The sequence below is a fragment of the Halopseudomonas pelagia CL-AP6 genome, assembly GCF_000410875.1.
Taxonomy (GTDB): domain Bacteria; phylum Pseudomonadota; class Gammaproteobacteria; order Pseudomonadales; family Pseudomonadaceae; genus Halopseudomonas; species Halopseudomonas pelagia.
Map to the genome: position 1 here is coordinate 29,065 of NZ_AROI01000021.1, position 25,942 is coordinate 55,006.

Consider the following 25,942-nt stretch of genomic DNA (forward strand, 5'->3'; position numbering starts at 1 on the left):
CTTGTGCTAAGGTTAAAAATGTTAACCAGAACAATTGATAAGGAGCGTTCCATGATAATGCGTAATGGATTAATTGCCGGGGCTGTCGTATTGCTGGCAGCTTGTGGTTCAGACGAGCAGGAAACCGCGTCAACGACACCGGACACGGCGGCTCCAGAAGCTACCTCAGCAGAAGTCACAACATGGGGTTTTGGTCTGGAAGAGATTGAAGGCAGTGTGCAATACGAATACGGCGAAAAATTTGCCGAGCTGATCAGTGAAAAGTCTGACGGCGAAATTGAAGTCAGGCTCTATCCCTACGGCCAGCTAGGCGGCTTGACTGATATCTATGATCAGGTTCAGGAAGGGGCCATTCAACTGGCTTTTGGATCGGGTTTTTTGGGTGGAACGGTTCCTGAGTCGCAACTTTTCAGCCTTAATTTTATCTTGACCGATGATGAAAAACTGAACGCCGAGATTCTTAATGACCCGGCGTTCCGCAAGCATGAAGACCTGGTAGCGGCTTTCCGCGAACGCAATCTGCAACCACTGGCGATCGTGCCCGAGGGTTGGCAGGTATGGAGTGCCAACAAAGCGGTCCGTACTCCGGAAGATTTCAGCGGCATGGCCATTCGCACCATGGATAACCGTCTGTTGCGTGAAACGTACAGTGCCTACGGCGCCCAGCCCACCACCATGGAGTATGGCGAGTTGTTTAGCGGCATGCAGTTGGGCCAGTTGGATGGCAATATTCAACCGGTTTTTGCTCATCAGGAAATGGATTTCTATCAGGTTCAGGATTATCTGATCTTTGCCAATCAGGCGCAGTTTATCGCGACCTTTATGGGTAACCAGGCCTGGTATGACGACTTGTCTGATGAACACAAGGATATGATCGAGGAGGCGGTAGTCGAGCTAGTGCCGCATATCCATGAGGTGCAGACGCGCCTGAATACCGAACGCCTGGATATCATCACCGAAAATAGCAATATCGAACTGGTGTACCTGACGCCGCAAGAGCGTAACGCTTTCCGTGAGCTGAGCATGCCTGTACGAGATACCTTCGTCGAGATGGTCGGGGAGCGCGGTGAGCGCTTGATGAATGCCTTGATCGAGCAGGTTGAAGCAGCGAATCCAGGCGATGCTGATCTGGAAGAGGAAGTAGAAGAAGGCGGTAGTGAAGAAGAAATGGAAGAAGCTGACGCTGCTTGAGCGTTTTTGCTAAGGCTTGATGGCGGAAGGGAATAGGAGTCGAACCTACCAGACGCGCTTGGCGCATCTCACCGGGTTTGAAATCCGAGCGCCCCACCGGGGACGATGCCCTTCCAATATCGGCAAATTAACACAGCGCGCCGGTCGGCGCGCTGTGTATCAGGATGCTAGATGACGCGAAATAACGCGCTTGCCGACTACTCTGCCAGTAAACCGTAGCTCCGCTGTGTGGCGGCCCTCTGTTTTTCTCTGATCCTGTTTTTTAATACAAGCAAATGGCCTGCCGGGGTTTCCTGCGCGTGAGCCAGCCATTAGCATGTAAACCTGATCTCCCCTTTGGAAACGCCCATGTCATCTATTGATCGCAGCAATATTGAACGCGCCCTGAGTCAGTATCAGGACCCTTATCTGAAAACGGACCTGATCAGCGCTGGATGTCTGCGTGATGTCCAGATTGAAGGCGGCAAGGTAACGGTGGAGATCGAGCTGGGCTACGCCGCTGCCAGCTTGACTGCCGGAATCGCGCAGATGTTGCAGGTGGCGGTGGAGGCGGTTGATCAGGTCGAATCTGCCAAGGTCAATGTACGCTGCGTGGTCCGTGCCGCCCCTGTTCAGGGCAGTATTGAAGCGCTGGCTAACGTGAAGAATATTATCGCGGTAGCGTCGGGCAAGGGCGGTGTGGGCAAATCAACCACCGCCGTCAATCTGGCACTGGCACTGGCACGTGAAGGCGCTACGGTAGGCATTCTCGATGCGGACATCTATGGCCCCAGTATGGGCTTGATGCTTGGGCTGCCGGCTAACACCCGGCCGCAAATCAAGGACAAGAAACTGTTTGTCGCCCCTAGAGCCCACGGCGTGCAGGTGATGTCCATGGCCTTTCTGATGGACGAGAATACCCCGGCCGTATGGCGCGGTCCCATGGTGTCGGGTGCGCTGATGCAACTGCTGACCCAAACCGCCTGGGATGACCTGGACTACCTGGTAGTCGACATGCCGCCCGGCACCGGCGACATTCAGCTGACGTTGGCGCAAAAAGTCCCGGTGACCGGCGCGGTGATCGTGACCACGCCGCAGGATCTGGCGCTGCTGGATGCGATCAAGGGCATCGAGATGTTCAATAAGGTGAATATTCCGGTGTTGGGTGTCGTGGAAAATATGGCAATACACATTTGCTCGCAGTGTGGGCATGCCGAACACCTGTTTGGTGAAGGTGGAGGCGAGCGGTTGGCCGAGCAGTACGGAGTTGACCTGCTGGCTTCCATGCCATTGTCGATGATGATTCGCGAGCAGGTCGACGGTGGTACGCCAACCGTTGTAGCCGAGCCGGAGTGTCAGATCAGCATGATCTATCAGGACATGGCGCGGCACGTCGGTGCGCGCATAGCCGAGCGCGCAGGCGATACCCAAGCCCTGCCCAGCATCAGTATCAGTGACGATTGAGGCCTGGCGATCAAGCACCCTTTTTTCACTGGAGATTACCCGTTAACATGCAACCTCTTTTTTGCACACCGCAGGGCATATCATGAGCATCAAGTCAGACCGTTGGATACGTCAAATGTCCCAGGAACAGGGCATGATCGAGCCCTTTGTCGAGCGTCAGGTACGCGGCGAGGAGAGTGACCGGGTCATTTCCTATGGCGTGTCCAGTTACGGCTACGATGTACGTTGCTCGAATGAGTTCAAGGTTTTCACCAACATTCATTCGGCTACAGTGGATCCCAAACACTTCGACGAGAAGAGCTTTGTCGATATCACCAGCGACGTGTGCATCATCCCGCCTAACTCCTTTGCTCTGGCGCGCACCGTTGAATATTTCCGCATCCCGCGCAATGTGCTGACCATCTGCTTGGGTAAAAGCACTTATGCGCGTTGCGGCATCATTGTCAACGTCACACCGCTGGAGCCGGAATGGGAAGGCCATGTAACGCTGGAGTTTTCCAATACCACAACCTTGCCGGCAAAGATTTATGCCAATGAGGGTGTTGCACAGATGCTGTTTTTTGAATCCGATGAGCCCTGTGAGGTGTCTTATCGTGATCGTGGCGGCAAGTACCAGGGTCAGCGCGGCGTAACACTGCCGAGAGCCTAGCCAGTCTCAGCTGTTATCGGACGAGGCTCACATCAAGGTCTAATGAAAAAGCCCCGGCTTCCACTACTGGAAGCCGGGGCTTTTCGCGCTTACGGCTCTAATACGTATAGAACCTGTTGATTTCTTATCAGAACGACTTGGACACAGCAAGCGTAACGCTGGAATCGCAGGAGCTGCTGCTAACATACGGGCAGTCGCTGCCGAGGTCTGTATCGCTGTACATTAACGCCCACCCCAGGCCCAGCATGTCTTTGCTTACGGTCAGGGCCCAGTCAGCGTATTTCTCATCGCCACTATCGCCATCCAGTGGGTCCTTGGTATCGGTCAAGCCGTAATGCAATGCCAGGCCGATGTCATAGGGGAGATCGAAACCGTACCCAATGTATGTATAAAGCTGGCTCTGCGGGTCGTAAGCGTACTTGGCGCCCAAGGTGAAGCCATACAGATCAACGCTAGCCAGCAGTTCATCTACACTGTCGATCCCTTTCGGGTAGGTGTAGGTAGCCCACGAAAGGTCATAGCTGATGTCTTCTGTAATGGCGCCGCCGTAGCCGACGTAGTAATCAAGCTCAATGCTGCCACCGTCAAAGTCCTCGGAGTCCACGTTCGACCCCCAGGCTCCAACGTAAATCCCGCTTTCGTGAGCGAAATCCAGACTCGCTTGTACTGCACCCGTGCCATCAGTCTGAGACTGACCACGCCAGATGTAGTCGGTTGCCAGTGTGGCAGTCATGCTCGCATCAATGGTGCCGATAGCGGTGTCGAACTCTTCTGCATGGGCCATATTGGCAAAGCCCAGAGTGGTCGCTGCGGCGATGGCGGCGGTCAGTTTTTTCATCATTATCAAATACCCCATATGTGTGATTTATAAGCTATCAATACGTTGGCATGAGTCACTAAGCACATTGCTTGCCAGTTTTTAATAGCGTTTTATTTTCATGGGGTTATGAATGAAATGTGACAATGCAAAAGCGTATTTTCAGTGCCATTCGGCCAGCATTGCACCCGGGTAGTGCGCCATGGGTTGGTCAGGCTTGGTTGTGGTGCGGGATGCAATACGCAGGGCTGGATTCACTGTGATCAGCCCAAATGGACCATCGCGATCAACTGTTTGTCGTGCTGATAGCGGCTGAGTTTAGTGGCCAGCGATTGCGGCAGGTCAGCGGCGATCTGGTAGCCATGGCGCTGGTAAAGGCCGCCGAGTTCGGGCCGGCAGAAAAGCCAGATAGGACCTTCAACATTGGACCGCACATGATCAAGCAGGCGCCCAGCCAGGCCGCAGCAGCGCAATGCCGGGTCAACGAACAGGCTGGTTAGCCAGTGCCCTTCGCTGCCAGGTACCGGCTGAACGCAAGTGCATGCGGCTATATTCGGCGCTCCTGCGATCCACACCTGATGCGCTTGTCGCGCTTTTATAGCGCTGCCATGCCGACGATAGAAATCGTTGGCCTGTGCCTGCTGATTGGGTGGTAGCTGTTGACAGTAAGCGTTGGCTGGCATGAGGGAGTGAATGCGCTGCATCGTTAAAGGTGGCCGATCGATAGACTACACGCAGCCTACAGTTCAGCCTTTGGCAAGATCAAGGTCCAAGCAAGCGCCGGTAAGTGGCTCGATTTGTGGTCAGAACCTCAGCGCTTGCCCATGGACCGGCGAGTACCCTTGGGGGCCATGCCAATTCTCTTCTCATGCCGCGGATTGCTACCCTTGAGGTGCCAGGGCTGCTTGGCGTTTTTAGCAGCCAGTGCCTCGGTGGTGGAAAAAGGTAGCTTGAACGCAGGCGTTTGTGCAGCTTGCTCGGTATCATGCTGAGCGGCGCAATGTTCCGCTGTTGGCTGGTCTGACGGGTTGTCGCTGCTCATGAAAAATCCGTGTAGTTATTCCGGGGTTCCGGGTGCGCGAGTATACCGGTTTATTGCAAGTGTTCCAGAGTAGGCAGATTATTTCCGGACCAGATGCAATCGGTCTGGATCAATCTGCGCTTTAAGCTGTCAGAAACGGAACATGATTTCTCTTTAACAGGTTCACACATGGAAGATGCTTCGCCTTGCACGCCCCCGCTTGCACCACAACATCTTGTTCTTGGACGCTTTGCTTGCGCTGCGCTGCTGGCCTCGGGGTTGCTCGCTGCGGCCTCGGTCAGCGCCGATGAGACCACGCAGGTGGTTACCCTTATAAACGAGTACCGTGAATCGGGTCGCGATTGTGACGGGGACTTCAAGCCGCCGGCGGGACCTCTGGCCACCAGTGTGGCATTGACCGGGTTACCGAATATCTCTGGCCAGGACCTGAGCAACCTGTTGCAGCGTGCAGGTTACCAAGCGGCACAGGCGCAGGCTGTACGAGTCAGTGGTCCGGAAGATATCGCCATGTTAATGACCGTGCTCAAGCAGCAGTATTGTGGTGTGTTGATGAATCCGGCTTACGCAGATGTTGGCGTGTCACGGGACGGCAAAAGATGGCAGTTGGTCATGGCGCGCTCGCTGTTATCCAGCGGGATGGTTGACTGGGAGGAGGCGGGCAAGGAAGTGTTGGATCTGGTCAATGAGGTGCGTGGCGAGTCGCGCACCTGCGGTTCTCAAACCTTTGCCAGCACGCTGCCGTTAGCTTGGAACGAGCAGCTCGCCAGTTCAGCGTTGGAGCATAGTCATGATATGGCGAAGCAAAACTACTTCAGCCATACCGGGCGAGATAATAGCCAGGTGGGAGAGCGGGCCAAGCGCGAGGGCTATGACTATCAATTGATCGGCGAGAATCTGGCGGCGGGTCATGGGTCGCCAAAGCAGGCGGTGGCGGGATGGTTGATGAGTCCAGGGCATTGCGCGAATCTTATGAATCCGCAGTTTACTGAGATGGGCGCGGCCTATGTTGTGAACCCGGCCAGCGATAGCGCCATTTTCTGGACGCAAGTCTTGGGCGCGCCAAAAGAGTGACAAATAATCTGAACTTGTGCGCTTTATGACCGGTCAACTTACTGTAAGCGACATTTATTTTCGCGACCATTGACGCAAACATTGACGCAAAGGTGACAGTAATGACTAGCACAACAGACAAAATCAAAGGCAAAACCAACGAAGCAGTCGGTAAAGGCAAGCAGGGCGTTGGCGAAGCGACTAACAACGACAGCCTGAAAGGCGAAGGTAAGTTGCAGGAAGCCAAGGGCGATCTGCAGCAAGCCAAGGGCGATGCCAAAGATGCGGTCAAGAAAGGCGTCGACAAAGCCTAACCAGGCTTGAACGCTGACAGAAGCGCTTATATTCGTTTCTGAATAAGGGCCGGTACACATAAGTGTACCGGCCCTTATTGCGTTCTGGCTGACTGTGATGTAGTTCGCCGTCCTGACTGTATGGTGTCAAGCGACTGGATTGCAGGCCTAATAGACGCTTTGCAGGAGAATCGTCATGGCCCCGCGAGATTTAGTCTTGGCACTAGTGGTCATTGTCGTTTGGGGCATGAATTTTGTTGTGATCAAAACCGGACTGCAAGGGATGCCACCCATGTTGCTCGGTGCATTGCGCTTCATGTTGGTGGTGTTCCCCGCCGTGCTCTTTATCAAACGCCCTGACGTGCCGCTGCGTTGGCTTCTGGCCTACGGCCTGACGATTTCACTGGGCCAGTTTGCTTTTCTCTTCTATGCGATGTCGGTTGGCATGCCGGCGGGTCTGGCCTCGGTTGTACTGCAGTCCCAGGCGTTGTTCACCCTGTTTTTTGCGGTGCTGTTTCTCGGTGAGCGGCTACGCGGGTTCAATCTGATCGGGTTGTTGGTAGCGGCTAGCGGTTTGACCTTGATCGGCCTGCAAGTAGACAAGGTAATGACGCTGGCGGGCTTTCTGTTGACGATCTGCGCGGCTTCCATGTGGGCGATGGGTAACATCGCCACGCGCAAGATCGGCAAGGTGAATCTGGTCGGGCTGGTGGTGTGGGGCAGTATGATTCCGCCGTTACCCTTTTTGGCGCTGTCTTTGTGGTTGGAGGGCCCACTGCTGATGCGCGAGGCCTTGCTGAACATCAGTCTGGATACCGTGCTGGTGCTCTGCTACCTGGCTTTTGGTGCCACTCTTCTCGGATACAGCCTGTGGGGGCGATTGCTGTCGCGCTATCCGGCGAGTCAGGTCGCGCCCTTCTCGCTATTGGTGCCGGTGATCGGGCTAACCTCCGCCGCGTTGTTGGCAGGCGAGCGGGTAGGGCCTATGCAATTAACCGGCGCGTTGCTGGTCATGCTCGGGATTCTGATCAATGTGTCTGGCGGTTGGTTGTTTGGCCGCTGGCGGCTGCGCGCCGCGCGTTCTCTATAGCTGGCTGGGCGAGTGCCCAGCCAGTTTTCTGGTATCAGTCCTGACGACTGGTCACTTCCAGCAGGTGATAGCCGAATTGGGTCTTGACCGGCCCTTGAACGACATTGATCGGCGCGCTGAACACCACGGTATCAAATTCCTTGACCATTTGACCTGGGCCAAATGAGCCCAAGTCGCCGCCGTCGCGGCCGGACGGGCAGGTTGAGTTGTCTTTGGCAATCTTGGCGAAATCAGCACCGCCTTCGATAGCGGCTTTCAATTCGTTGCACTTTTCTTCTGTGGGTACGAGGATATGGCGAGCTGTGGCTTTAGGCATGGGGGTTACTCCAGTAAGGTGGCCAATAGGGCAATCAGTTGAACGATCAGTTGAGCGGTCAATTGAAGAAGTAGCAGAGGGTAGCGCAAAGCGCGGCGCCTCGAAAGCGCCAGTCTTAACTCCGATTAGGTAATAAATCATTGCGGCGGCTGAACCAGTCTGTGAAAAGCCGGGACTTTGCTCTAGTGTGAGTAATGAGCACACCTACTATTAATGCAGCCAACTAATGCAGCCAACACAGCCATGTCAGATAAAACTGAGCGCCAGACCAAACAGCAGCAACCGAGCCGGGGTCGTCATGACTTGCCAGCGACCGCCGGTGAAAGGTCGGATAAACAGTCTATTGAGCAGTTTATCCACCAGGTCCGTAATCTGCCGACCAAGGCCGAAGGCCAAGGGCGTCTGCTATTTGCACTGGACGCTACGGCCAGCCGTGAAGCTACCTGGGATCAAGCCTGTGATCTGCAGAGTGAGCTGTTTCTGGTTACCCGTGATCTGGGCGGGTTGGCGATCCAGCTGTGCTACTACCGTGGGTACGGCGAGTTCAAAGCGACTGCCTTCGTGACCCAGACCAATCAGTTGCTCAAACTAATGAACGGCGTGCGTTGTTTAGGCGGGGTTACTCAGATCAACCGCGTCTTGCAGCATGCGTTAAAGGAAACACGTACCCAGCCAGTTAAAGCCGTCGTCTTTATTGGCGACTGTTGTGAAGAGTCGGTTGATCCGCTCTGCCACAGTGCCGGAGAGCTGGGCATGTTGCGCACACCAGTATTCATGTTTCAGGAAGGCCAGGACGCGCATACCAGAGCGGTCTTTGAGCAGGTAAGCAAGCTGTCGGGCGGCGCCTATGCACCCTTTGATCGTAGCAGCCCACAGTTGTTGAAGGAGCTGCTGGCCGCTGTTGCGGTCTATGCATCGGGCGGCGTAAAAGCGTTGAAGCACTATGCCAGTCAGAGCTCCCCCGAGGTAAAACGTTTGACCGGGCAGATTCGCTGAGTAGCGAGCGTCGCGTCAGGCAACCCGATCGACAATCGATCATGCAGCTCGTCGGAGGACGTCTTGGGCTTACTGTTAATTGTATTAATCATCATCGGCGTGATTGGCTGGTTCTGGGTCCGCAGCCTGCCAGCGCCTCAGCGCCGCGCTGCATTAGTTATGTTGCTGTTGCTGGGCGTGCTGCTGATTATGGTCGTATTGGCGTTGTCAGGGCGTTTCTACCTGGTTTTGGCGCTGCTCGCCGGACTGCTGCCGGTTATCAAGCGTCTGGTGCCTGGGTTGGTCATGGGCGGATTGCTGCGCGGCACGAAAATGCCCGGTAGCCGCGGGCAGCCGAGCGCAGGAAATCAGTCAAAGGTGACCTCTCAAGTACTTGAAATGACGCTGGACCACGACTCTGGAGACATGGCCGGCAGCGTGCTAAGTGGCCCATTGGCAGGTCGTGCGCTGACGGATCTGAGTGAAGGTGAATTTATCCAGCTATTGCACTATTGCCGTGAGACTGATGAGGACTCGGCGCGCTTGCTGGAAACCTATCTGGACAGGCGCTTTGGCGACTCCTGGCGCGATGACGACACGGCTGATCAGGATGGGCAGCCTGGACGTGCCCAGGGTCAGCAGCGCAGTGGCGCGTTGACTGAGCAAGAAGCGCTGGAGGTCCTTGGTCTTCAGGCCGGCGCCAGTCGTGAAGAGGTCATCGAGGCGCATCGGCGCATGATGCAGAAGATGCACCCGGACCGCGGCGGCAGTGATTATCTTGCGGCATTGATTAACCAGGCCAAGGATGTGCTGCTGGGTTAATGCGCGTGGAGCCTGCTCGGAGGGCAGAATCAGCTAGCCCAGTTCGAACTCGTCCTCGCGCCTATTTATGAAATAAAGGTTATTTAAAATCAAATGGTTACGTTACAGCCCATCGTATTTGAACAGGTTGAAACCCTGAGCTTTCGGCAGATTGATCAGCTCAATAGTTTGACCAAAGGAGCAAGTTTTAAACTGTTCAAGACCTACCAGAGAAATCTACTAGAAGGCAGGGATTACTTCTATCTCCCGCAGGAGCAATACGCTCAGCTATTGGACGCGCTCAAGAGGACGGAGCAGATTTATGCCAGCACGGTTCACCTGGTGTTATTGACCCGTCAAGGGTACTCCCAACTTCAGATATTATCGGCGCAGGGCGGCCCGCAAAATACGGCGGGTGACACGGATGCTGGAGCGGATGACGGGGCAGGTGAAAGCCCTGCGAGATTGAACTAAAGGCACTTGGTAAGGACTATAGCTAGGTTGTATACGCGCATATGTTGTCAATATTTCCACCGAGAAGTCACGCATATGACCAAAGCATTGTTTCGCTATAAGGACCGCTTGATCACTAGGCTCGACCTCATCGACGACGCTGACTCCGAGGCGTTAATGAAGAACTTGGCGTCTGTGACGGCCCCCTCGACAGTTGCTTTTCTCAACCAGCATGCCTACAACCTTGCTCAGAAAGATCCTGAGCTGCAGCAGCGTTTCGCGGATATGACTTACTTGCTTAGAGATGGCATCGGAATTAAATGGGCCTGTCAGCTCAACGGTCGTGAGCCGAAGGCGAATATGAACGGCTCTGACTTCATTCCGCAGTTGGTTGATCACTTGCTTGAAACCACCCCGTGCGATTACCAGTTCTTTGCCATGGGAACCCGAAACCCCTGGCTGGAGAAGGGTGCAGAGCAATTGTTCAGGCATCACAGTTTTCATGCCGTGGATGGCTTTCAGCCGACAGAAACCTATCTTGATTACTTGCGCCAGCATTGCCAGCAGGGACGCTTCCCAGTGATTCTTTTGGCGATGGGGATGCCCAAACAAGAGGAGGTTGCGCGGCACATGCAGGCCGCGATCAAGGGGCCCGCATTGATTATTTGTGGGGGTGCGATCCTGGATTTTGCAGCGAACCGGTTCAAGCGTGCACCGCTGCTTTTCCGCAAAGCAGGTATGGAGTGGTTTTACCGGCTACTGAAGGAACCTAGGCGTCTGGCTCTGCGCTATGTGTTGGGGATTCCACGCTTTTTCTACTATCTTGCGCGTAACGGTATGACCGCCCGCTAGTATTAGGTCGCACAGTAAAAAGCCCCACCCGGTTAACGGATGGGGCTTTTTTGAGCGGAAGGTTACTCCAGCTCGTTGGTGCAACTTTGCGCAGCGGTGATCAGACGTTCCTGAATAGCTGGGTCAACTGCTTCACCGCCCATGGCTTCCAGTTCATCCGAGCTCAGATCCTTTTCGACCTCATCGGCGGCGCATTCGCAAAAAGCCTGAGCCTTGGCGGGAGAGTGCTCCAGTTGAGTGGTTTCAACGCACTCGGAGATAAAATTGTCGCGTGCGTTGTCCGGCCAATCTGCGAACGCAGGTAGCGCAAAAGCCAGTGGCGCAAGAAAAGCGATGAGTTGACGCTTCATGTAGAAACTCCTTTTATTTACAGCTGATATGGGTCATTAATTTACTGATAAGCTATCAATCGCTGAACGCGCATCCGTAATCAGGATTCGCCAGTTAACTAGTCAGCGTTATTTTTTGGAGGCCGAAGGGCGGCAGTAGTTCATTTATCCGATGGTTACCGGGCTGGCGCAGGTGGCCTTCGCAGTGCTCAATGCTTGGTTTTGCGACAGTCTTGGCAAAACGCAAAGTGACTGGTCGGGTAAGGGGAACTTGTTGTTTGTAGAAGGGTCTTTCGGCTGGCAGAACCTGGTCGGCATTACTGGCCATAGGCCTGTCTGGCTTGAGCCCACCCAGGCCCGGGTATCCGCCACCATCGTCGCACAAGACTGCTGACAGAATTCAATGCATCAGATTCTGGCCGCTGGACCAAGGTCATGAGTCTGATCAGCTGCAAGTGAAAATAACTATGCCCAAATCCAGAAGTGCTTCTGCTGTTCCAGTATTCCGCATGCCCCGCATAACCTCCTGTGCGGCCTGTATCGGCGCTCTATTGATGCTGTCCACTCCCGTCAATGCCCAGGAACAGAGCAGCAATGACCGCTGGGTGAGTGACAGTCTGAATACCTATGTGCGCAGCGGTCCCACGGACGGCTACCGTATCGTAGGCACGCTGACCTCGGGCGAGCGAGTTGAGCTGCTGACTACCCAGGGCGACTACAGCCGGGTGCGAAGCGCATCGGGTGATACGGTATGGATTCCCAGTAGTGAATTGCAGGACGTACCAGGTCAGGGCGAGCGACTGCCGCAGTTGGAGGCGCAGGTCGCCGAGCTCAGTGCGGAGCTTGAAGGCATTGATGCAACCTGGGCTGCACGAGTACAGGGCATGCAGGAAACCCTCGATTCGCGTAAGGCGTTGATTGATGAGCTAGAGGCCACGCGACAGGTGCTGCATGCCGAGTTGACCGAAACCCAGTCCGAATTGCGCAGCGTGCAGGCGCAGCTGGGCGATGAAAGCAAACAGGTATTGATGCGCTATATGCTCTACGGGGGCGGAATTGCCGGCCTGGGGATTATCTTCGGCTTGATCTTGCCGTCGATGACCCGCAGCCGAAAACGCAACGATGGTTGGGTATGACGGTGGCGCTGGGCGATTCTGGTAACATGAGGCCTACTATTTTCGGGTCGGATACCAGAATGCAAAAACACGTAGTCAACGTTTCAGTCAACCCAAGGGGCAGCCTGGAAACGCTGTCCCAACGCGAAGTACAGCAGCTGAGTGAGGCGGGTTCAGGCAGCACCTACAGCCTGTTTCGCCAATGTGCACTGGCGATTCTGAATACCGGCGCACAAATTGATAACGCCAAAACTATTCTCGAAGCCTATGAAGACTTTGAAGTGCGCATTCATCAGCAGGATCGTGGTGTTCGACTGGAGCTATTGAATGCGCCAGCCGATGCTTTTGTTGATGGAGAGATGATCGCCAGCACCCGCGAGATGCTGTTCAGCGCCCTGCGCGACATCGTTTATACCGAAAGCGAACTGGGCAGCCCGCTAATCGATTTGAGCAGTTCCTCGGGCATTACCGATTACGTGTTCCAGCTGCTACGCAATGCGCGTACCTTGCTACCAGGCGTCGAGCCAAAGATGGTTGTGTGCTGGGGCGGCCATTCGATCAGCACCGAAGAATACAAATACGCCAAGAAAGTCGGTCACGAACTCGGGCTGCGCAGCCTGGATATCTGCACTGGTTGCGGCCCTGGTGTAATGAAAGGCCCGATGAAGGGCGCGACCATTGCCCATGCTAAACAGCGTATTCGCGGCGGCCGTTACTTGGGTCTGACCGAGCCTGGCATCATTGCTGCCGAGGCACCGAACCCCATCGTCAACGAGTTGGTTATTCTTCCAGATATCGAGAAGCGTCTGGAAGCTTTTGTGCGCGTCGGGCACGGCATCATTATCTTCCCCGGTGGCGTAGGCACTGCCGAGGAATTTCTTTATCTGCTGGGGATACTGCTGCATCCGGACAACCAGGCCTTGCCATTTCCCGTCATCCTCACTGGTCCGAAAAGCGCCGAAGCCTATTTGCAGCAGTTGCATGCCTTTGTTGGCGCGACCCTGGGGCCTGATGCGCAAAGCCGCTATCAGGTGATTATTGATGATCCGGCTCAGGTTGCAGTGCAGATGGCTGCCGGGCTAAGAAAGGTGAGCGAGTTTCGTCGCCAGCGCAACGACGCCTTCCACTTCAACTGGCTGCTGAAGATTGAAGAGGGTTTTCAGCGGCCCTTTGATCCCACCCATGAAAACATGGCCAGCCTGCAACTCACCCGTGCCGTTCCTGCGCACGAACTGGCGGCCAACCTGCGCCGAGCGTTTTCCGGGATTGTGGCCGGCAACGTCAAGGACACCGGTATTCGCCGGATTGAGAAATTCGGGCCTTACGAGATTCGTGGCGAGGCGCACATCATGCAACCGCTGGATGATTTACTGCAGGCCTTTGTAGCGCAGCACCGTATGAAGCTGCCTGGCGGCACAGCCTACGTGCCCTGTTACCGCGTAGTGAGCTGATGGTCGAGGTGCTGGAGGGTGCGGGCTATCAGACGCTGGCAGCGGCAGGTAGTCCGGCGTCTGCTGCACACCTTGATTTGTGCTGGCGCTGACCTAGACCTACTTCGGTGCTTGACCGGTGGCGAACCTCCCGTCGGCGATGGCAAACAAAAGTGGAACGGTTATTCGGGGGCATAGTCATTAGCTTACGATGACTATCACTGGAGGACGAGTTGATGAATACCCCTATCAAAAAGAATCTGACTCAAAATGTCGGCGAATTCGAGCGTGTGGCTTCCGTAGTGAGTGGCCTTTTGTTGGTTGGCAAGGCTGTTCGGCGTGGCGGGTTGGGCGGCATTTTACAGTTTGCTATTGGTAGTATGGCGCTGGCGCGCGGCTTCACCGGGCACTGCGAAGCCAAGCGGATATTCAACGAAGCCTTGGAAGAGAAGCAGGCCAAGGCCGCCATTGACCAACGCTACAGCCATATGCCAATGGATTCTGAAGTACATAGCCCGGATTTTGAAAGCTCGGCTGTTATCCTGCCAGACGCTACCCCTATGGGCCATGAAAAACAGGCCGGCGCCCGCGGTACTCCCTCCGCAAACAGCTGATTAGCCATGCTTGCAGGTACCTCGCCAGTGTAAAGCTGGTACCTGCATATCCAGCCCGTCCGAACATACGCTTGGCCGCCATCGCTTAAATAGTCCCCTGAAAGCGACCTTTCCCCCGCCGATATTTGTACTACGCTTGCCTCAGGCTTTTGAATGCTTGCTCGATCAAACAATTTTAGTTAGCGTTCTCATCTTTATTCCAATTAGTAATGTTCGTCTTAGCATCAGGGAAGTTAATGGAATATGGGTGAGGACGTTAAACAGGATGATGGAAAAGGGCATTCAGCCTATCGGCCTAACCCAGAGCGGTTGACACATATTGCCAATTTGCTGTGTGTAGTGCTGCTGGTGATCGGGGCTCGTGCGGTTGCGTTGGGCGGTTGGCTGGACGTGGTACTGGCGTTGATGGCGCTGGGGATAGCGCTGGTAGGGCGCCACTTGATTCGTCGAAAGCGGATGGAGCTGGCGGTGACACTGGTGCTGGGCATTATGATGGTGCTAGTCAGTGTGTCATTGCTGGTCAACCAGGGGCTTTATAGTGGCGCGCTGCTGTCCTATCCCTGCCTGCTTATTGCCGCCGGCATGCTAGCCTCGCGCCGGGTATTTTTTGGCCTGTTGCTCAGCATGCTAGGCGTGGTAGCCATGATCACCTGGCTATCCGTTTCCGGTGCCCAAGAGTACGTGGCGGTGCCCCATGGTCCGGGGCGCATGTTGGTGGTCAGTTCGCTGCTATTGCTGACCGCAGTGGCTACCTGGTTGTTAGCCAACGACTTGCATCACGCCCGGGAAAATCTAGATCACGAGATTCTTCAGTTGGAAAGTTCCCAAGCCAGCCTCAGCTACCTGGCGCAGCACGATCCGCTAACGGATTTGCCCAACCGCCTGCTGATTGAGGAGCGGGTGGAAAATGCTATCAGCCGCGCCAAACAGTCTAACAAGATGGTCGCGTTGTTGTTTCTGGACCTGGATCATTTCAAGATCATTAATGACTCTCTCGGGCACATTGCTGGGGATGAATTACTACGTGAAATTGCTCTACGGCTGAAGAAGGTTATCAGAGGCGGTGACACCGTCAGCCGTCAGGGCGGTGACGAGTTTCTGATCGTTCTTTCCGAAGTCGACAGCATCGATGCGCTGACGGCGATATTGGTCCGTATCCAGACGTTGGTAGCACAGCCACTGAAGTTGCAGGATATGGAGTTGGTGGTTTCCCTTTCCATCGGTATTTCGGTCTACCCACAGGATGGTGATGACTTTGGTACCTTGTTGAAAAAGGCCGACACGGCGATGTATAAGGCCAAATCCGCCGGTCGCAACGCTTATCGGCTGTTCAGTGAAGAAATGAGCGCTGACACCTATGCGCGCCTGGGAATGGAGCAGGATCTGCGTCAGGCGCTCTTGCGTGACGAGTTCGAGCTGCATTATCAGCCGATTGTGGATATGCAGGACGGACGGTTGGTCGCGGTGGAGGCGTTGTTGCGCTGGCAGCATCCTGAGCGCGGCCTGCTCGGTCCAGACACTTTTGTTCAGGTGGCCGAACAATCAGGGTTAATCGTTGAAATGGGTATCTGGGTGTTGCAGCAAGCTTGTCAGCAGATGGTGGCCTGGCAGGGCGAGGGCTTACCCGAGGTGTTGATCGCGGTCAATCTCTCGGCCGTGCAAATGCACCGTGGAGATTTAGAGCAGTCGGTGCGGCATGCGTTGGAGCGTTCCGGGATGAAACCCGCTCTGTTGGAACTGGAGCTCACCGAGTCAATGCTGCTGCAGGATTCCGAAGCCTCTATTTTGCTTCTGCAGCGTTTAAAAAGTCTGGGTGTCAAGCTGGCTATGGATGACTTTGGCACCGGCTACTCCAATCTGTCCTACCTGCAACGTTTCCAGGTGGATAGATTAAAAATTGATCGCTCTTTCGTACAGTCGATCAACAGCAATGAGCAAAACCGGGCGATAGTCACGGCCATTATTCAAATGGCGCACAGCCTGAAGCTGGAAACCACCGCCGAGGGCATCGAAGACGAGCCGACTCGCCAATTACTAGCACAGTTGGGCTGTGATTGCGGCCAGGGTTATCTGTTTTCCAGGCCAGTAACGGCGTCAGCGTTTATCGCACAGGCTCTATAGATGCCCGGTATTGTTGCGCATCAGTCACGTAAACCGGGCCGGCTAGCGCTACGGCTTGATGCTTGGCCATCAATCGGCTAGAGTTGTGGCCATACTAATGGAGATTATCATGTCATTTCTGTCAAACCACCGCGCCATCACCTGCCGTGCCCCGTGCACCGGGTTGGCGTGCGCGTTGACAGCAGTGGTTGGTGGGTCTTTCTATTTTGGGTATTGGTTTAGCCGCATGCGCGCCTGATACCCCAACAGGCGCCCGGTTCAAGGGTCGCCACCAGCAGTTTCAAAACCCCGGTCGGCTTCCCGCCCGGGGTTTTTTTATGTTCGATCATTTGATGCTTTCCACCTATAACGAGGATTTCACCATGTACGCATACAGCACTCACAGCACGGCTTCATATCGTAACTGGCGATTTACCGGCGCCCTGCGCGCTGACTCCCGATCACTGAACCGAACGATACATAGAGCACAATAGTGCTGTGGTGTTGAACGCCACGCAAGGAACCCAATATGAACGTCACTCTCGCTACCCTTGATAACACCCTGCATACCAGCCAGATGGATCGAGTTGACTCGGCTCAGGTTGAGCCCGTCAGCGTGAGCAACTCGCGCCACACAACGCCTTTACCCAGCCCCGCACAATTACGCCAACGCCTGCCGCGCAGCTTGGCGCTGGGCAAGCAGATAGCGCGTCAGCGCGATGCCATTCGAGCCGTGCTTAACGGCGATGATGATCGACTGTTGGTTATCGTTGGCCCCTGTTCCCTGCATGATCCCGACTCAGCCCTCGAATACGCCCAGCGCCTTTCTCAGCTAGCATCTCAGGTAGGCGATCAGTTGCTGCTAGTGATGCGTACCTACTTTGAGAAACCCCGCACCACCGTAGGTTGGAAGGGCTTGATGTACGATCCGCATCTTGATGGCAGCAGCGACATGGCTGCGGGGTTGGCGCTTTCACGGCGGCTGATGCTGTCCATCGCCGAGCTGGGTTTGCCGTTGGCCACCGAGCTGTTGCAGCCGATGGCGACGGGTTACCTGGACGATCTGCTCGGTTGGGCAGCGATTGGTGCTCGCACTAGCGAGTCGCAGATCCACCGGGAAATGGTCAGTGGCCTGGGTTTGCCCGTTGGCTTCAAGAACGGTACCGATGGCAGCTTGAGTATTGCCTGTGACGCGATGCGCTCGGCCGCGCACCCACACCAGCATTTCGGACTGGATGATCACGGCGGGCCTGCGTTGATCGAGACCCGTGGCAATATTGATACCCATCTGGTCCTGCGCGGTGGGCTTGGTGGGGCGAACTACCAGCCAGCAGCCGTAGCTGAGGCAAAACTGGCTTTGCAGCGCCAGGGTCTGGCCGCCAAGTTAATAGTCGATTGCAGCCATGCTAATAGCGGCAAGAATCCGCTGCGTCAACCCGTGGTGCTCGACTCCATTATTGATCAGCGGCTGGCCGGCGACCGAAGCTTGCGTGGTGTGATGCTGGAAAGTCACTTGTTCGATGGCTGTCAGCCGCCAAGTGCCAACCTGGAGTACGGCGTATCCATCACTGATGCCTGCCTGGGGTGGGCTGGCACCGAGCGCGCCCTGTTGCGGGCAGCCGAGCGTCTGGCACCTGCATAATCCAGCAAGCCGGGCCGACGAGCTGACTTATTCTGGTTTGTTGGCCTCCAGCCACTGTTCGAACTGGGCGGGTGGCAAGGGTCTTGAAACGAAGTAGCCTTGTACCTCATCACAGCCAAGGCTATCGAGAAACGCATAGGTTTGATGATCTTCTACCCCTTCAGCCACCACGCTGTAACCCAGGTCATGGGCCATGGAGATCATCCCCTTGACCAAGGTGCGGCTGCGTTTTTCCTGTTCGATACGTTGGATAAAGGAGCGGTCGATCTTGACCACTTGCGCCGGGATTTCCTGCAGGTACGCCAGGCTACTGTAACCCGTGCCAAAATCATCAATCGCGACGCGGATGCCCGCCGTTAACAGTGCATCCAGCTGGTTCGAGGCAATGGGGCTGTAGTCCACCAGAGCGCTTTCCGTCAGTTCCACTTCTATGGATGTAATGGGTAGGCCGTGCTGGCGCATAGCGTCGAGTAATCGGTCGACGAGGTCGGTCTCCTCCAGGTTGGAGGCGGAAATATTCACCGACATGCACAGATCCAATCCCTGGGCTTGCCAGCGCACCGCTTGCTCAATGGCCGCCGTCATCACCCATTCCGTCAGCGGTCTGGCTAACTGAGTCTGTTCGATGATAGGGATGAATTCAGCCGGCGAGATATTGCCCCATTCGGGATGGGTCCATCGTAGTAGGGCTTCCGCCCCGATCGTTTCACTGGAGCGCGTGGAAATACGCGGCTGGTACTCAAGATGCAGTTGGCCTGGCTGCTCCAACGCAGCGCGAAAGTCTACCAGCATCTGAAAGCGCCGCTGGTGATCCGCATCTAGCTCGCGTGAGTACAAAGCGACGCCAGTCTCGGTCAGGCGGGCATCCAGACAGGCGCTATGGGCGGTGCGTAAAATATCGCCCGAGTGCTGATCCTCAAGCTGCAGCCGCGCGATACCTACTACCGGGCGGACCATCACCGCAGCAGCTTCTCCGGTGGTCAGTCCACGCAGTGCTTCACGTAGGGCCACGGCCTCGCGCACTACATCATCATCGCTATCGGCAATCAGCAGGTGCGCAAACTGGCAGGGGCCCAGATGGTAAACACGCCCACCCTCTGGTAGCGTCTTGCCGAGTAAGCGGCCTGCCGAACGCGCCAATTCCTCTACATAGGCGGGCCCCATAACGCGCTGTAGCGATCCGATGGACGCCACATCGACTACTTCGCTGAACAATACATAAACCGCTTTCGGTTGCCGCTCTCGACTCATGTCCTGAAGGTCAACGGCAAATTGACTGCGGTTGGGCAGACCGGTCAGAGGATCGAGCCGGCCATAGGCACTCTGCAGTTCAATCTGATCCATCACCATCGCCGCCAGATCCTGCAGCACTGCCAACTCCTGATCCGTCATGTATCGGGGCTCGTTACCGAGTACGCATATTGCACCCAGGGTATAGCCTTCACGGGTGGTTAGCGGAGCGCCGGCGTAAAAGCGGATGCCGGATTGGACCAGCACGCTGTTTTTGTAACGTGGGGAGGCGAGTAGATCAGGAATGGTCAAGCGAGTGGAGGTTTCGGTGACTTCGCTGTCGCAAGCCTCAGAGCGCGGTATCTCTGAACGGTCAGTGCCTACGCGCGATTTGAACCATTGGCGGTTTTCATCAGTGAGTGAAATCGCCGCGATGGGCAGGTTGAACAGCTGGCTGGCCATGCGGGTGATGCGGTCAAAGCTATCGCTGGGTAGCGTATCGAGCAAATTCAATTTCTTCAGGGCATAAAGTCTGTCTTGCTCATGCACGCTCATGGCGCTATCTCGAATAAGTTATTTGAGTCCTTTCTTACTGGCCAACTTACCGGCCCTACCGAATTAGCCATGCTCTGCTTAATTAGGTAATGAAATTAATTTAGCACAGCTTGCAGTGGTAGTTATTGAAAAGTCATTCAAGATGTTTGCACAAAGCCCGGTATAGAGCTTGCGAATGCCAACAAATAGCCCATCATCCAGTCTGCCAGGCGAGACTCTTTGCACTACTCCCTGCTGCAGTTCACGCAACAGCTGCCTGGGCCACACCCGGTTCTCACCGAGGGTTAAAACAATTACGGGCATCAAGGCGCTTTCAGTCGAATAGGCTGACCTTGGTCCAATCCTCTTTGATTTGCTTTAGTAATTGGCGTAGCGCGGGGCTGGTGTATTTGGCTGCGGGGTCTTCCCAGCGTAAACGAACGCTGCGGTGTAGCTGCGATTCCGGCGCCCGTATGCTGGAGCGGCGCATGATGCGATAGAAACCCTTGTACTCGTTGTGCTTGCTGCCCAAGTGATTTGGCTGCAACTCGGTCTGCAGGTGCGGCTCCAGTTGCAAGCCCGCGGTCTGTGCTTCACGGCATATCCACAGTCCTGCGTAGTCACCCAAAGAGTGGTCTGAATAGCCGCCGCCGATATCGGTATGTACGCCGGCAAACCACACCTGTTTTAAATCAATCCCCGGTTTGAGCGTCCAGAGTGCAGGTTCGAAGTCCTCGCGGTTCTCGTCGATAGCCACCGCATGCCGCGCGTGGCGAATGATGCTGCTTGGCTCAGTGTCATGAAATAAATGCCGAGCGGTGCCGAGGGTGCCCAGAAAAGGTGCGGGTATACCCAGCGCACCAACGGTATCGAATACGCCGATGAACTCGATGTGGGTCACATCGGCGACTGCATAGTCTTTTCTGAATGCGCGTGCTTTGGCTTCACTGGGGGAGGAGGTTGGCCCGCGCTGGCGATACAGTTCGTAAGCTGCGGCGATTTTCTCAGCATGTGCGCGTTTGAGAATGCCGCAGTTGCGGATCAGGCCGCCTAGCGAACGCACGGTGTAGGCACCACGACTGAAGCCAAACAGGAATAACTGATCACCGCTATCGTAGTTGTGCACAATAAAGCGATAGCAATCCATGATGTTTTTGTCGATGCCCTTGCCGGTCACACCCCCCGTAAGCCGGTCACCCTCAGACCCTACCCCCCAGTCGTAGAACACTACCTGTCTATTGCCTTGTGAGTCAGTGGGTGCAATTGCCTGGGCGATGCGCAGAACATGGGTAGGGGTGTCACTTTCCGGTGACTGCCAGGTGCCGTCGGCACAGATCACGATCCGTTTCATCGCATTCTCCATAGCTAATACTGGAGCACAACTGCGGCGGTAGCCTGCACTCGTATTATGAGTGGACCGTAAGGCAGGCCTTGAAGGGCAAAACCGGTCCTCGGTTGGTTCAGCGGCTACTGGATTCAGAGCCCGCTGTGTAAGGTATAGCGCAACCGCCGGGAAGTGGCAGGTTACGCCAGGATATTTACTTTCGCGCGGTCTTGAACTGGCTTACCAGGCTATCCAGTTGTTGGGCTGCGAGTTTGAGTTTTTCGGTGTTGTCCGCCGTATCTTTGAGCTCGAACATAACCTTGTCACCCAACGCGCTGAGCTGATTCAGGCTGCTGGCGATCTCGTTCGAGGTTTGGGACTGCTGCTCTGCGGCAGCAGCGACCTGGTGGGTCATGTCGGTAATGGTCGAGACAGACGTGGCGATTGCCGCCAGTGCACTACGCGATACCTCTACCTGGGTCTGCATTTCTTCGGACTGACGATGGCTGTCATCCATCGAGCTCACCGCTTTACTAGTGCCGGCCTGCAGGCCGCTGATCATGACTTGAATTTCGTCTGTGGATTTTTGCGTGCGGCTTGCCAGGGTGCGGACCTCGTCAGCTACTACCGCGAAGCCGCGGCCCTGTTCACCTGCACGGGCGGCTTCAATCGCGGCGTTCAGGGCCAGCAGATTGGTCTGATCTGCCACTCCGCGAATGACGCTCAATACCGAACCGATGGTCTTTGAGTTTTCACTCAGCTCGCTGACCGCCTCGCCAGCCTGGGCTATCTCTTTGGCCAATACCGTCATCATGTTCGAGGTTTGGTCGGCGGTGGTGTGTCCGCGGGTGGTCTGTTCACTGGCATCCTTTGCCGCTTCAGCAGAGTCCGACATGCGCCGGGCAATTTCTTGCACTGTCGCGCTCATTTCTTCTACGGCAGAGGCGATAGTGTCCAGCTCGCTCTTCTGTTGATTGTAGGAACTCTCGGCTTTGGCCATCGCGTCGCCAACATCGCCAGCGATACTGTGGTTGCGGGCGACGACTTCGCGCAGTTGGTCAATCACGCCCGCCAGCTTGTCGGTGAAGGCGTTAAAGCCCCGGGCCAGGCCAGCAACTTCGTCGTTACCGCTGGCATCAAGGCGCTGAGTCAGATCTCCTTCGCCGGAAGATATATCATTCATCGCCCTGACCGCATGGGCCAGTGGCCGGTTGATGCTGGCTGCGATCAGTTGGTTGAAGCCGAGCAGTACCAGCAAACCAATCAGTGCCAGGATCAGCTTGGAAGTCATTTCCTGCCAGAAGACGACGTCCACATCATCCAGATAGATGCCCGAGCCCAGAACCCAGCCCCAAGGCTCAAACAGGCTGACGTAGGAGATTTTCGCTACCGGGTCCGTCACGCCAGGCTTTGGCCATTGGTAATCCACATAGCCCGCGGCGTCGGCCCTTACCCGGGTGTTCATGTCGCGAAATAGAAACTTGCCGTTGGGATCCTGTACCTCGGCAACGCTATTGCCCACCAACGCCTTGCTGAACGGGTGCATGATCATCCGCAAATCCAGCGAATGGACCCAGAAATAGTCTTCTGCGCCGTAGCGTACTTGTTCGAGCGCAGCCATCGCTGCTGCCTGTGCCTGTGCCTCGGTCATTTCGCCGCGTTGTTGCAGGCCGTGGAAGTAGGTCAGGGTGCCCATGCCGGCTTCGACAATGTGCTGGGTTTTCAGTGCTCGGCCATCAAGCAGGCTTTTGCGAAAATCCAGCGCGAATCCGAGCACCAGCCCGAACACAATCAGCAGGGTCAGGCAGGTGACAGCGATCAATCGTTGAGAGATCGAGAAACGGCGTAATAACGTCATATGGGCTTCCCTGATTATTGTTGTAAGGGCTGAATTAAAGAATGGCAGTGAAAGTGGCCAGACTCACAGGTCGAACGATGCAAGATCATTGCTCTTCCAGAAAAGCGACGTTCGCCTTGGGCAGCACCACTGTGAAAGTGGTTCCAGCACTCTGCGTGGACTCAACGTGGACACTGCCGTTATGGGCCATGACCAGATCTTTGACTATATAAAGACCCAGGCCTAGGTTTTTGTTTGGGTTGCCTTTCTCAAGATGTTTGCGCTTGGAGAGCTCAAAGATATTCTGTTGCCGCGATTCGGGTATCGGGTCGCCCTCGCTCTTGACGGTCAGTATTACCTTGTCATCAAGGCCTTCACAGCTCACTACTATTTCGCCTTCCGGAGCACCATGCTGCAAGGCATTGCTGATCAGGTTTTGGCAGATTTGCCCGACGCGGCTGGCGTCCCAGTTTCCCACGCAATTCCCGGTATCCAGTTGCCTGAAACTGTGATCATGGTGTGAAGACCGAAACTCGTCTATCAACTGGCGGGCAATCTCGGCCAGGTCGGTCGGACCAAGATGGATAGTTAACCCTTCGCCAATCCGGCTTTCGGTGAAGTCCATTAAATTGTCAAGCATTTGCTTCATCCGCTGTACGCTGGCAATCATGGTGGAGCCCAACTGGTTCAGGCTGTTGTCGGCATCCTCCATGTGCTTCAGTTTTGCTGCGCCAAAGCTGAGCACCTGCAGGGGCGAGCGAAGATCATGCCCGAGCATTCCGACAAAAATATCGGAGTTCTCGATCACCGCTTCCGAGTAGCGGGCAACCGATTCTGCGAGGGCTTGATCTATGGCTTCATTGAAACGAATCAGATCCTCTAGTTCATTGGCATCTTCTTGCCGGTGCGCTGCTTCGCCTTTGAACCACAGGCGCAGGACACTGGCACGTAACGCCCTGTATTCAGCCACTAGAAGACTGATAGAAAAACCAGCGCCCAAGCGCTCATCGGCATGCACTTCGGCAGCGGTGTCCGAGTGGGAGTCGGGGCTATTGCCCTGCGACTTGGATTCTCGTTCCAATTCGGTCTGGGCGGTTTTCATGTCGCGGACAATGTTATTCAACATCTCCTTCGCATGGTCGCGAAGGTCGATGACCTTCAAATCTCCGCCGGAAGGTTGGTTAGCGCGGGCAAAGTCTTCCCATTCCTTGAGAATGGCTTCCATATTAGCGGAAATGAATTTATCTAATCTCATGGCTTGCTGCTCTAGCGAGGCCTGAACTCTCGGAAAGTTTCAGACCTCAATGTGAATACCTGTTGCGCCAAGACAGGGAGGGCTCGGTCAGTTGCTGTGCTGACAGGAGTATTTCGGACTATACGGAGGCTGGCCACCCAGTACCAGCTGCAGAAGAACGCTAATGTGTGGGTTAACGCCGTTTGTTGGCCAAGTCTGTCAACGAGCACGGTTTGCCTCATGCGTTCGCTACTTCAATTCTTTGGCAAAGCGTCCAACGGCGTTGACCACCTGCCTGGCACCCTGTTGAATCTCTACGATAACCGTGCCGGCCTGGCCCGCCAGCGCCAGGCCCTGAGCTGCTTGCTCGCGGCTACGGGCCATGTCGTGCACCGCCTCGTCGGCCAGGGACTGATTTTTTTCCACCACCTGGATAATCTCTTCAGTGGCCTTGCTAGTGCGGCCTGCCAACTGCCGAACTTCATCAGCCACGACCGCAAACCCTCGCCCCTGTTCGCCTGCACGGGCAGCCTCGATAGCCGCGTTGAGAGCCAAAAGGTTGGTCTGCGCCGCGATGCCGCTGATGGTCTGGACGATCGAGCTGATCAGCAGGGACTGCTTGCCCAGTGCTTCTATGCCTTGGGTCGCGGACTCCACCTCGCGCGCTACGTGCTCCATGGTCTTGACGGTATCCTGCACGACCGAAGCGCCTCTTTCCGCACTCACATCCGTTTGCAGAGAAATCTCGTAAGCCATGCTCGCAGCCTCCCTGACCTCGGCCTCACGTTCAACCTGATCGCTGACCACGCTGGCAAATTTGACGACCTTATAGAGTTTGCCCTCGGAGTCATACACGGGATTATAACTGGCCTCTAGCCAGACACTTCGGCCCATGCTGTCGACCCGTTGAAAGCGGTTGGATACGTATTCGCCACGATTCAGGGTCTGCCAGAACTGCTTATACTCCGGCGAGGCCGTTGTTTCGGGAGTACAGAAAAGACTGTGATGTTTGCCGATAATTTGCTCGGTCGAGTAACCCATGGCTTGCAGGAATTGCTTGTTGGCGGTGATCACGTTGCCGTTCAGATCGAACTGGATCACTGCGGTGGAGCGTGCCAGCGCATCAATGAACTCTTGGTTTTCCTTGGAAACTTGAATGGTTTTGGTCACATCGCGGGCAAAGCCCTTAATGCTCAGCAACTCACCACGTTGATTTTTCAGCGGGTACCAGTTCACCCGCAGCCAGGCAAGGTTGCCGTTGCTGTGTAGGTAGCGATAGTCGTCTGAAATCGGTTGCAGTTTAGCCACTGCAGCCCTGAAATTATGAAAGCACGGCAGTTTGCCTACGTAGCCAGGTACGATCTCTGCCATGGGGCGGCCGTGCAACTGCTCTGGCGTGTAGCCCAGTGTTTGCGCAAATTTCTGATTAACGGCGGTTATTTTAAAGTCGTTATTCAGCTCAATATACAACGCGTCGGATGCCATCAGATCCGCTAACTGACGCAACCAGTGCAGCTCCTGCTCTTGTTCTTGGAGCTTGTGCTTCAATTGCTGGTTAAACATGGCAATGTCCGTGGCGTT

Annotated in this window: 25 protein-coding genes and 1 tRNA gene; 15 read left to right on the forward strand and 11 right to left on the reverse strand. The window is 55.4% G+C overall.

Annotated elements, in window-relative coordinates; translation table 11 throughout:
• Nucleotides 1-51: 51 nt before the first annotated feature.
• The gene (dctP, locus tag K787_RS23335) at nucleotides 52-1,191 is read left to right on the forward strand and encodes a TRAP transporter substrate-binding protein DctP (RefSeq protein WP_022963705.1); all 1,140 of its coding nucleotides are present in this window, start codon (nucleotides 52-54) and stop codon (nucleotides 1,189-1,191) included.
• Nucleotides 1,192-1,211: 20 nt separating this feature from the next.
• Here the strand turns inward: dctP and K787_RS25115 are convergent.
• A tRNA-Sec gene (locus K787_RS25115) sits at nucleotides 1,212-1,306 on the reverse strand.
• A 233-nt stretch (nucleotides 1,307-1,539) separates the two neighbouring features.
• On the opposite strand from K787_RS25115, the gene apbC reads away from it, so the two are divergent.
• On the forward strand, nucleotides 1,540-2,634 hold the full coding sequence (gene apbC / locus K787_RS0115410; RefSeq protein WP_022963706.1) for an iron-sulfur cluster carrier protein ApbC: 1,095 nt from the start codon (nucleotides 1,540-1,542) through the stop codon (nucleotides 2,632-2,634).
• Between the two features lie 82 nt (nucleotides 2,635-2,716).
• Entirely contained in the window at nucleotides 2,717-3,283 is a 567-nt protein-coding gene (gene dcd / locus K787_RS0115415) for a dCTP deaminase (RefSeq protein WP_022963707.1), read from the forward strand.
• A gap of 127 nt (nucleotides 3,284-3,410) precedes the next feature.
• Here the strand turns inward: dcd and K787_RS0115420 are convergent, their stop codons facing one another.
• The 3 genes from K787_RS0115420 to K787_RS0115430 all read right to left on the reverse strand — a co-directional run bounded on the left by K787_RS0115420 (nucleotide 3,411) and on the right by K787_RS0115430 (nucleotide 5,142).
• Nucleotides 3,411-4,124, reverse strand: a complete 714-nt coding sequence (locus K787_RS0115420) for a TorF family putative porin (protein ID WP_022963708.1) — start codon at nucleotides 4,122-4,124, stop codon at nucleotides 3,411-3,413.
• 239 nt (nucleotides 4,125-4,363) lie between these two features.
• A complete protein-coding gene (locus K787_RS24805) occupies nucleotides 4,364-4,783 on the reverse strand; it encodes a GNAT family N-acetyltransferase (protein WP_084672128.1) in 420 nt (139 codons plus the stop codon).
• Nucleotides 4,784-4,911: 128 nt separating this feature from the next.
• Nucleotides 4,912-5,142 carry a hypothetical protein gene (locus K787_RS0115430; protein ID WP_022963710.1) on the reverse strand — a complete coding sequence of 77 codons (231 nt, stop codon included), beginning with the start codon at nucleotides 5,140-5,142 and terminating at the stop codon, nucleotides 4,912-4,914.
• A gap of 168 nt (nucleotides 5,143-5,310) precedes the next feature.
• On the opposite strand from K787_RS0115430, the gene K787_RS0115435 reads away from it, so the two are divergent.
• From K787_RS0115435 to K787_RS0115445, 3 genes are all read left to right on the forward strand, one after another.
• Nucleotides 5,311-6,213 carry a CAP domain-containing protein gene (locus K787_RS0115435; RefSeq protein ID WP_161785946.1) on the forward strand — a complete coding sequence of 301 codons (903 nt, stop codon included), beginning with the start codon at nucleotides 5,311-5,313 and terminating at the stop codon, nucleotides 6,211-6,213.
• Between the two features lie 101 nt (nucleotides 6,214-6,314).
• Nucleotides 6,315-6,506, forward strand: coding sequence for a CsbD family protein (locus tag K787_RS0115440; protein ID WP_022963712.1), 192 nt, complete (start codon nucleotides 6,315-6,317; stop codon nucleotides 6,504-6,506).
• Between the two features lie 175 nt (nucleotides 6,507-6,681).
• Nucleotides 6,682-7,575 carry an EamA family transporter gene (locus tag K787_RS0115445; RefSeq protein WP_022963713.1) on the forward strand — a complete coding sequence of 298 codons (894 nt, stop codon included), beginning with the start codon at nucleotides 6,682-6,684 and terminating at the stop codon, nucleotides 7,573-7,575.
• A 34-nt stretch (nucleotides 7,576-7,609) separates the two neighbouring features.
• Here the strand turns inward: K787_RS0115445 and K787_RS0115450 are convergent, their stop codons facing one another.
• Nucleotides 7,610-7,891, reverse strand: coding sequence for a peptidylprolyl isomerase (locus tag K787_RS0115450; protein WP_022963714.1), 282 nt, complete (start codon nucleotides 7,889-7,891; stop codon nucleotides 7,610-7,612).
• A gap of 243 nt (nucleotides 7,892-8,134) precedes the next feature.
• On the opposite strand from K787_RS0115450, the gene K787_RS0115455 reads away from it, so the two are divergent.
• The 4 genes from K787_RS0115455 to K787_RS23345 all read left to right on the forward strand — a co-directional run bounded on the left by K787_RS0115455 (nucleotide 8,135) and on the right by K787_RS23345 (nucleotide 10,972).
• Entirely contained in the window at nucleotides 8,135-8,887 is a 753-nt protein-coding gene (locus K787_RS0115455) for a hypothetical protein (RefSeq protein ID WP_201765117.1), read from the forward strand.
• 63 nt (nucleotides 8,888-8,950) lie between these two features.
• Nucleotides 8,951-9,688 carry a J domain-containing protein gene (locus K787_RS0115460; protein ID WP_022963716.1) on the forward strand — a complete coding sequence of 246 codons (738 nt, stop codon included), beginning with the start codon at nucleotides 8,951-8,953 and terminating at the stop codon, nucleotides 9,686-9,688.
• A gap of 93 nt (nucleotides 9,689-9,781) precedes the next feature.
• Nucleotides 9,782-10,141, forward strand: coding sequence for a hypothetical protein (locus K787_RS23340; RefSeq protein ID WP_022963717.1), 360 nt, complete (start codon nucleotides 9,782-9,784; stop codon nucleotides 10,139-10,141).
• A 75-nt stretch (nucleotides 10,142-10,216) separates the two neighbouring features.
• Nucleotides 10,217-10,972, forward strand: coding sequence for a WecB/TagA/CpsF family glycosyltransferase (locus K787_RS23345; protein WP_022963718.1), 756 nt, complete (start codon nucleotides 10,217-10,219; stop codon nucleotides 10,970-10,972).
• A gap of 62 nt (nucleotides 10,973-11,034) precedes the next feature.
• On the opposite strand, the gene K787_RS0115475 is transcribed toward K787_RS23345, so the two are convergent.
• Nucleotides 11,035-11,322, reverse strand: a complete 288-nt coding sequence (locus K787_RS0115475; protein WP_022963719.1) for a hypothetical protein — start codon at nucleotides 11,320-11,322, stop codon at nucleotides 11,035-11,037.
• 488 nt (nucleotides 11,323-11,810) lie between these two features.
• Here K787_RS0115475 and K787_RS0115485 point away from each other — a divergent pair, with 488 nt between their 5' ends.
• The 5 genes from K787_RS0115485 (at nucleotide 11,811) to K787_RS0115505 (ending at nucleotide 18,202) form a co-directional block, all read left to right on the forward strand.
• Nucleotides 11,811-12,437, forward strand: coding sequence for a TIGR04211 family SH3 domain-containing protein (locus tag K787_RS0115485; protein ID WP_052185391.1), 627 nt, complete (start codon nucleotides 11,811-11,813; stop codon nucleotides 12,435-12,437).
• A 59-nt stretch (nucleotides 12,438-12,496) separates the two neighbouring features.
• A complete protein-coding gene (gene ppnN / locus K787_RS0115490) occupies nucleotides 12,497-13,867 on the forward strand; it encodes a nucleotide 5'-monophosphate nucleosidase PpnN (RefSeq protein WP_022963722.1) in 1,371 nt (456 codons plus the stop codon).
• A 215-nt stretch (nucleotides 13,868-14,082) separates the two neighbouring features.
• Nucleotides 14,083-14,460 (forward strand): YgaP family membrane protein, encoded by a 378-nt coding sequence (locus tag K787_RS0115495; RefSeq protein WP_022963723.1) that lies wholly within the window; start codon nucleotides 14,083-14,085, stop codon nucleotides 14,458-14,460.
• A gap of 243 nt (nucleotides 14,461-14,703) precedes the next feature.
• On the forward strand, nucleotides 14,704-16,581 hold the full coding sequence (locus K787_RS23350; RefSeq protein WP_022963724.1) for a putative bifunctional diguanylate cyclase/phosphodiesterase: 1,878 nt from the start codon (nucleotides 14,704-14,706) through the stop codon (nucleotides 16,579-16,581).
• A 556-nt stretch (nucleotides 16,582-17,137) separates the two neighbouring features.
• Nucleotides 17,138-18,202: a 3-deoxy-7-phosphoheptulonate synthase gene (locus K787_RS0115505; protein WP_028614996.1), complete on the forward strand. Its 1,065-nt coding sequence runs from the start codon at nucleotides 17,138-17,140 to the stop codon at nucleotides 18,200-18,202.
• A gap of 27 nt (nucleotides 18,203-18,229) precedes the next feature.
• Here K787_RS0115505 and K787_RS0115510 read toward each other — a convergent pair whose 3' ends face one another.
• The 5 genes from K787_RS0115510 to K787_RS0115530 all read right to left on the reverse strand — a co-directional run bounded on the left by K787_RS0115510 (nucleotide 18,230) and on the right by K787_RS0115530 (nucleotide 25,924).
• A complete protein-coding gene (locus K787_RS0115510; protein ID WP_022963726.1) occupies nucleotides 18,230-19,987 on the reverse strand; it encodes a sensor domain-containing phosphodiesterase in 1,758 nt (585 codons plus the stop codon).
• A 313-nt stretch (nucleotides 19,988-20,300) separates the two neighbouring features.
• Entirely contained in the window at nucleotides 20,301-21,317 is a 1,017-nt protein-coding gene (locus K787_RS23355; protein ID WP_022963727.1) for a T6SS phospholipase effector Tle1-like catalytic domain-containing protein, read from the reverse strand.
• Between the two features lie 187 nt (nucleotides 21,318-21,504).
• On the reverse strand, nucleotides 21,505-23,148 hold the full coding sequence (locus K787_RS0115520; RefSeq protein ID WP_022963728.1) for a methyl-accepting chemotaxis protein: 1,644 nt from the start codon (nucleotides 23,146-23,148) through the stop codon (nucleotides 21,505-21,507).
• A gap of 85 nt (nucleotides 23,149-23,233) precedes the next feature.
• The gene (locus K787_RS0115525) at nucleotides 23,234-24,382 is read right to left on the reverse strand and encodes a sensor histidine kinase (RefSeq protein ID WP_022963729.1); all 1,149 of its coding nucleotides are present in this window, start codon (nucleotides 24,380-24,382) and stop codon (nucleotides 23,234-23,236) included.
• Nucleotides 24,383-24,610: 228 nt separating this feature from the next.
• On the reverse strand, nucleotides 24,611-25,924 hold the full coding sequence (locus K787_RS0115530; protein ID WP_022963730.1) for a methyl-accepting chemotaxis protein: 1,314 nt from the start codon (nucleotides 25,922-25,924) through the stop codon (nucleotides 24,611-24,613).
• Nucleotides 25,925-25,942: the final 18 nt, after the last annotated feature.

Coding starts and splice junctions, on each gene's coding strand:
- dctP (WP_022963705.1), top strand. CDS start 52: ATGATAATGCGTAATGGATTAATTGCCGGGGCTGTCGTATTGCTGGCA.
- apbC (WP_022963706.1), top strand. CDS start 1,540: ATGTCATCTATTGATCGCAGCAATATTGAACGCGCCCTGAGTCAGTAT.
- dcd (WP_022963707.1), top strand. CDS start 2,717: ATGAGCATCAAGTCAGACCGTTGGATACGTCAAATGTCCCAGGAACAG.
- K787_RS0115420 (WP_022963708.1), bottom strand. CDS start 4,124: ATGATGAAAAAACTGACCGCCGCCATCGCCGCAGCGACCACTCTGGGC.
- K787_RS24805 (WP_084672128.1), bottom strand. CDS start 4,783: ATGCCAGCCAACGCTTACTGTCAACAGCTACCACCCAATCAGCAGGCA.
- K787_RS0115430 (WP_022963710.1), bottom strand. CDS start 5,142: ATGAGCAGCGACAACCCGTCAGACCAGCCAACAGCGGAACATTGCGCC.
- K787_RS0115435 (WP_161785946.1), top strand. CDS start 5,311: ATGGAAGATGCTTCGCCTTGCACGCCCCCGCTTGCACCACAACATCTT.
- K787_RS0115440 (WP_022963712.1), top strand. CDS start 6,315: ATGACTAGCACAACAGACAAAATCAAAGGCAAAACCAACGAAGCAGTC.
- K787_RS0115445 (WP_022963713.1), top strand. CDS start 6,682: ATGGCCCCGCGAGATTTAGTCTTGGCACTAGTGGTCATTGTCGTTTGG.
- K787_RS0115450 (WP_022963714.1), bottom strand. CDS start 7,891: ATGCCTAAAGCCACAGCTCGCCATATCCTCGTACCCACAGAAGAAAAG.
- K787_RS0115455 (WP_201765117.1), top strand. CDS start 8,135: ATGTCAGATAAAACTGAGCGCCAGACCAAACAGCAGCAACCGAGCCGG.
- K787_RS23340 (WP_022963717.1), top strand. CDS start 9,782: ATGGTTACGTTACAGCCCATCGTATTTGAACAGGTTGAAACCCTGAGC.
- K787_RS23345 (WP_022963718.1), top strand. CDS start 10,217: ATGACCAAAGCATTGTTTCGCTATAAGGACCGCTTGATCACTAGGCTC.
- K787_RS0115475 (WP_022963719.1), bottom strand. CDS start 11,322: ATGAAGCGTCAACTCATCGCTTTTCTTGCGCCACTGGCTTTTGCGCTA.
- K787_RS0115485 (WP_052185391.1), top strand. CDS start 11,811: ATGCCCCGCATAACCTCCTGTGCGGCCTGTATCGGCGCTCTATTGATG.
- ppnN (WP_022963722.1), top strand. CDS start 12,497: ATGCAAAAACACGTAGTCAACGTTTCAGTCAACCCAAGGGGCAGCCTG.
- K787_RS0115495 (WP_022963723.1), top strand. CDS start 14,083: ATGAATACCCCTATCAAAAAGAATCTGACTCAAAATGTCGGCGAATTC.
- K787_RS23350 (WP_022963724.1), top strand. CDS start 14,704: ATGGGTGAGGACGTTAAACAGGATGATGGAAAAGGGCATTCAGCCTAT.
- K787_RS0115505 (WP_028614996.1), top strand. CDS start 17,138: ATGGATCGAGTTGACTCGGCTCAGGTTGAGCCCGTCAGCGTGAGCAAC.
- K787_RS0115510 (WP_022963726.1), bottom strand. CDS start 19,987: ATGAGCGTGCATGAGCAAGACAGACTTTATGCCCTGAAGAAATTGAAT.
- K787_RS23355 (WP_022963727.1), bottom strand. CDS start 21,317: ATGAAACGGATCGTGATCTGTGCCGACGGCACCTGGCAGTCACCGGAA.
- K787_RS0115520 (WP_022963728.1), bottom strand. CDS start 23,148: ATGACGTTATTACGCCGTTTCTCGATCTCTCAACGATTGATCGCTGTC.
- K787_RS0115525 (WP_022963729.1), bottom strand. CDS start 24,382: ATGAGATTAGATAAATTCATTTCCGCTAATATGGAAGCCATTCTCAAG.
- K787_RS0115530 (WP_022963730.1), bottom strand. CDS start 25,924: ATGTTTAACCAGCAATTGAAGCACAAGCTCCAAGAACAAGAGCAGGAG.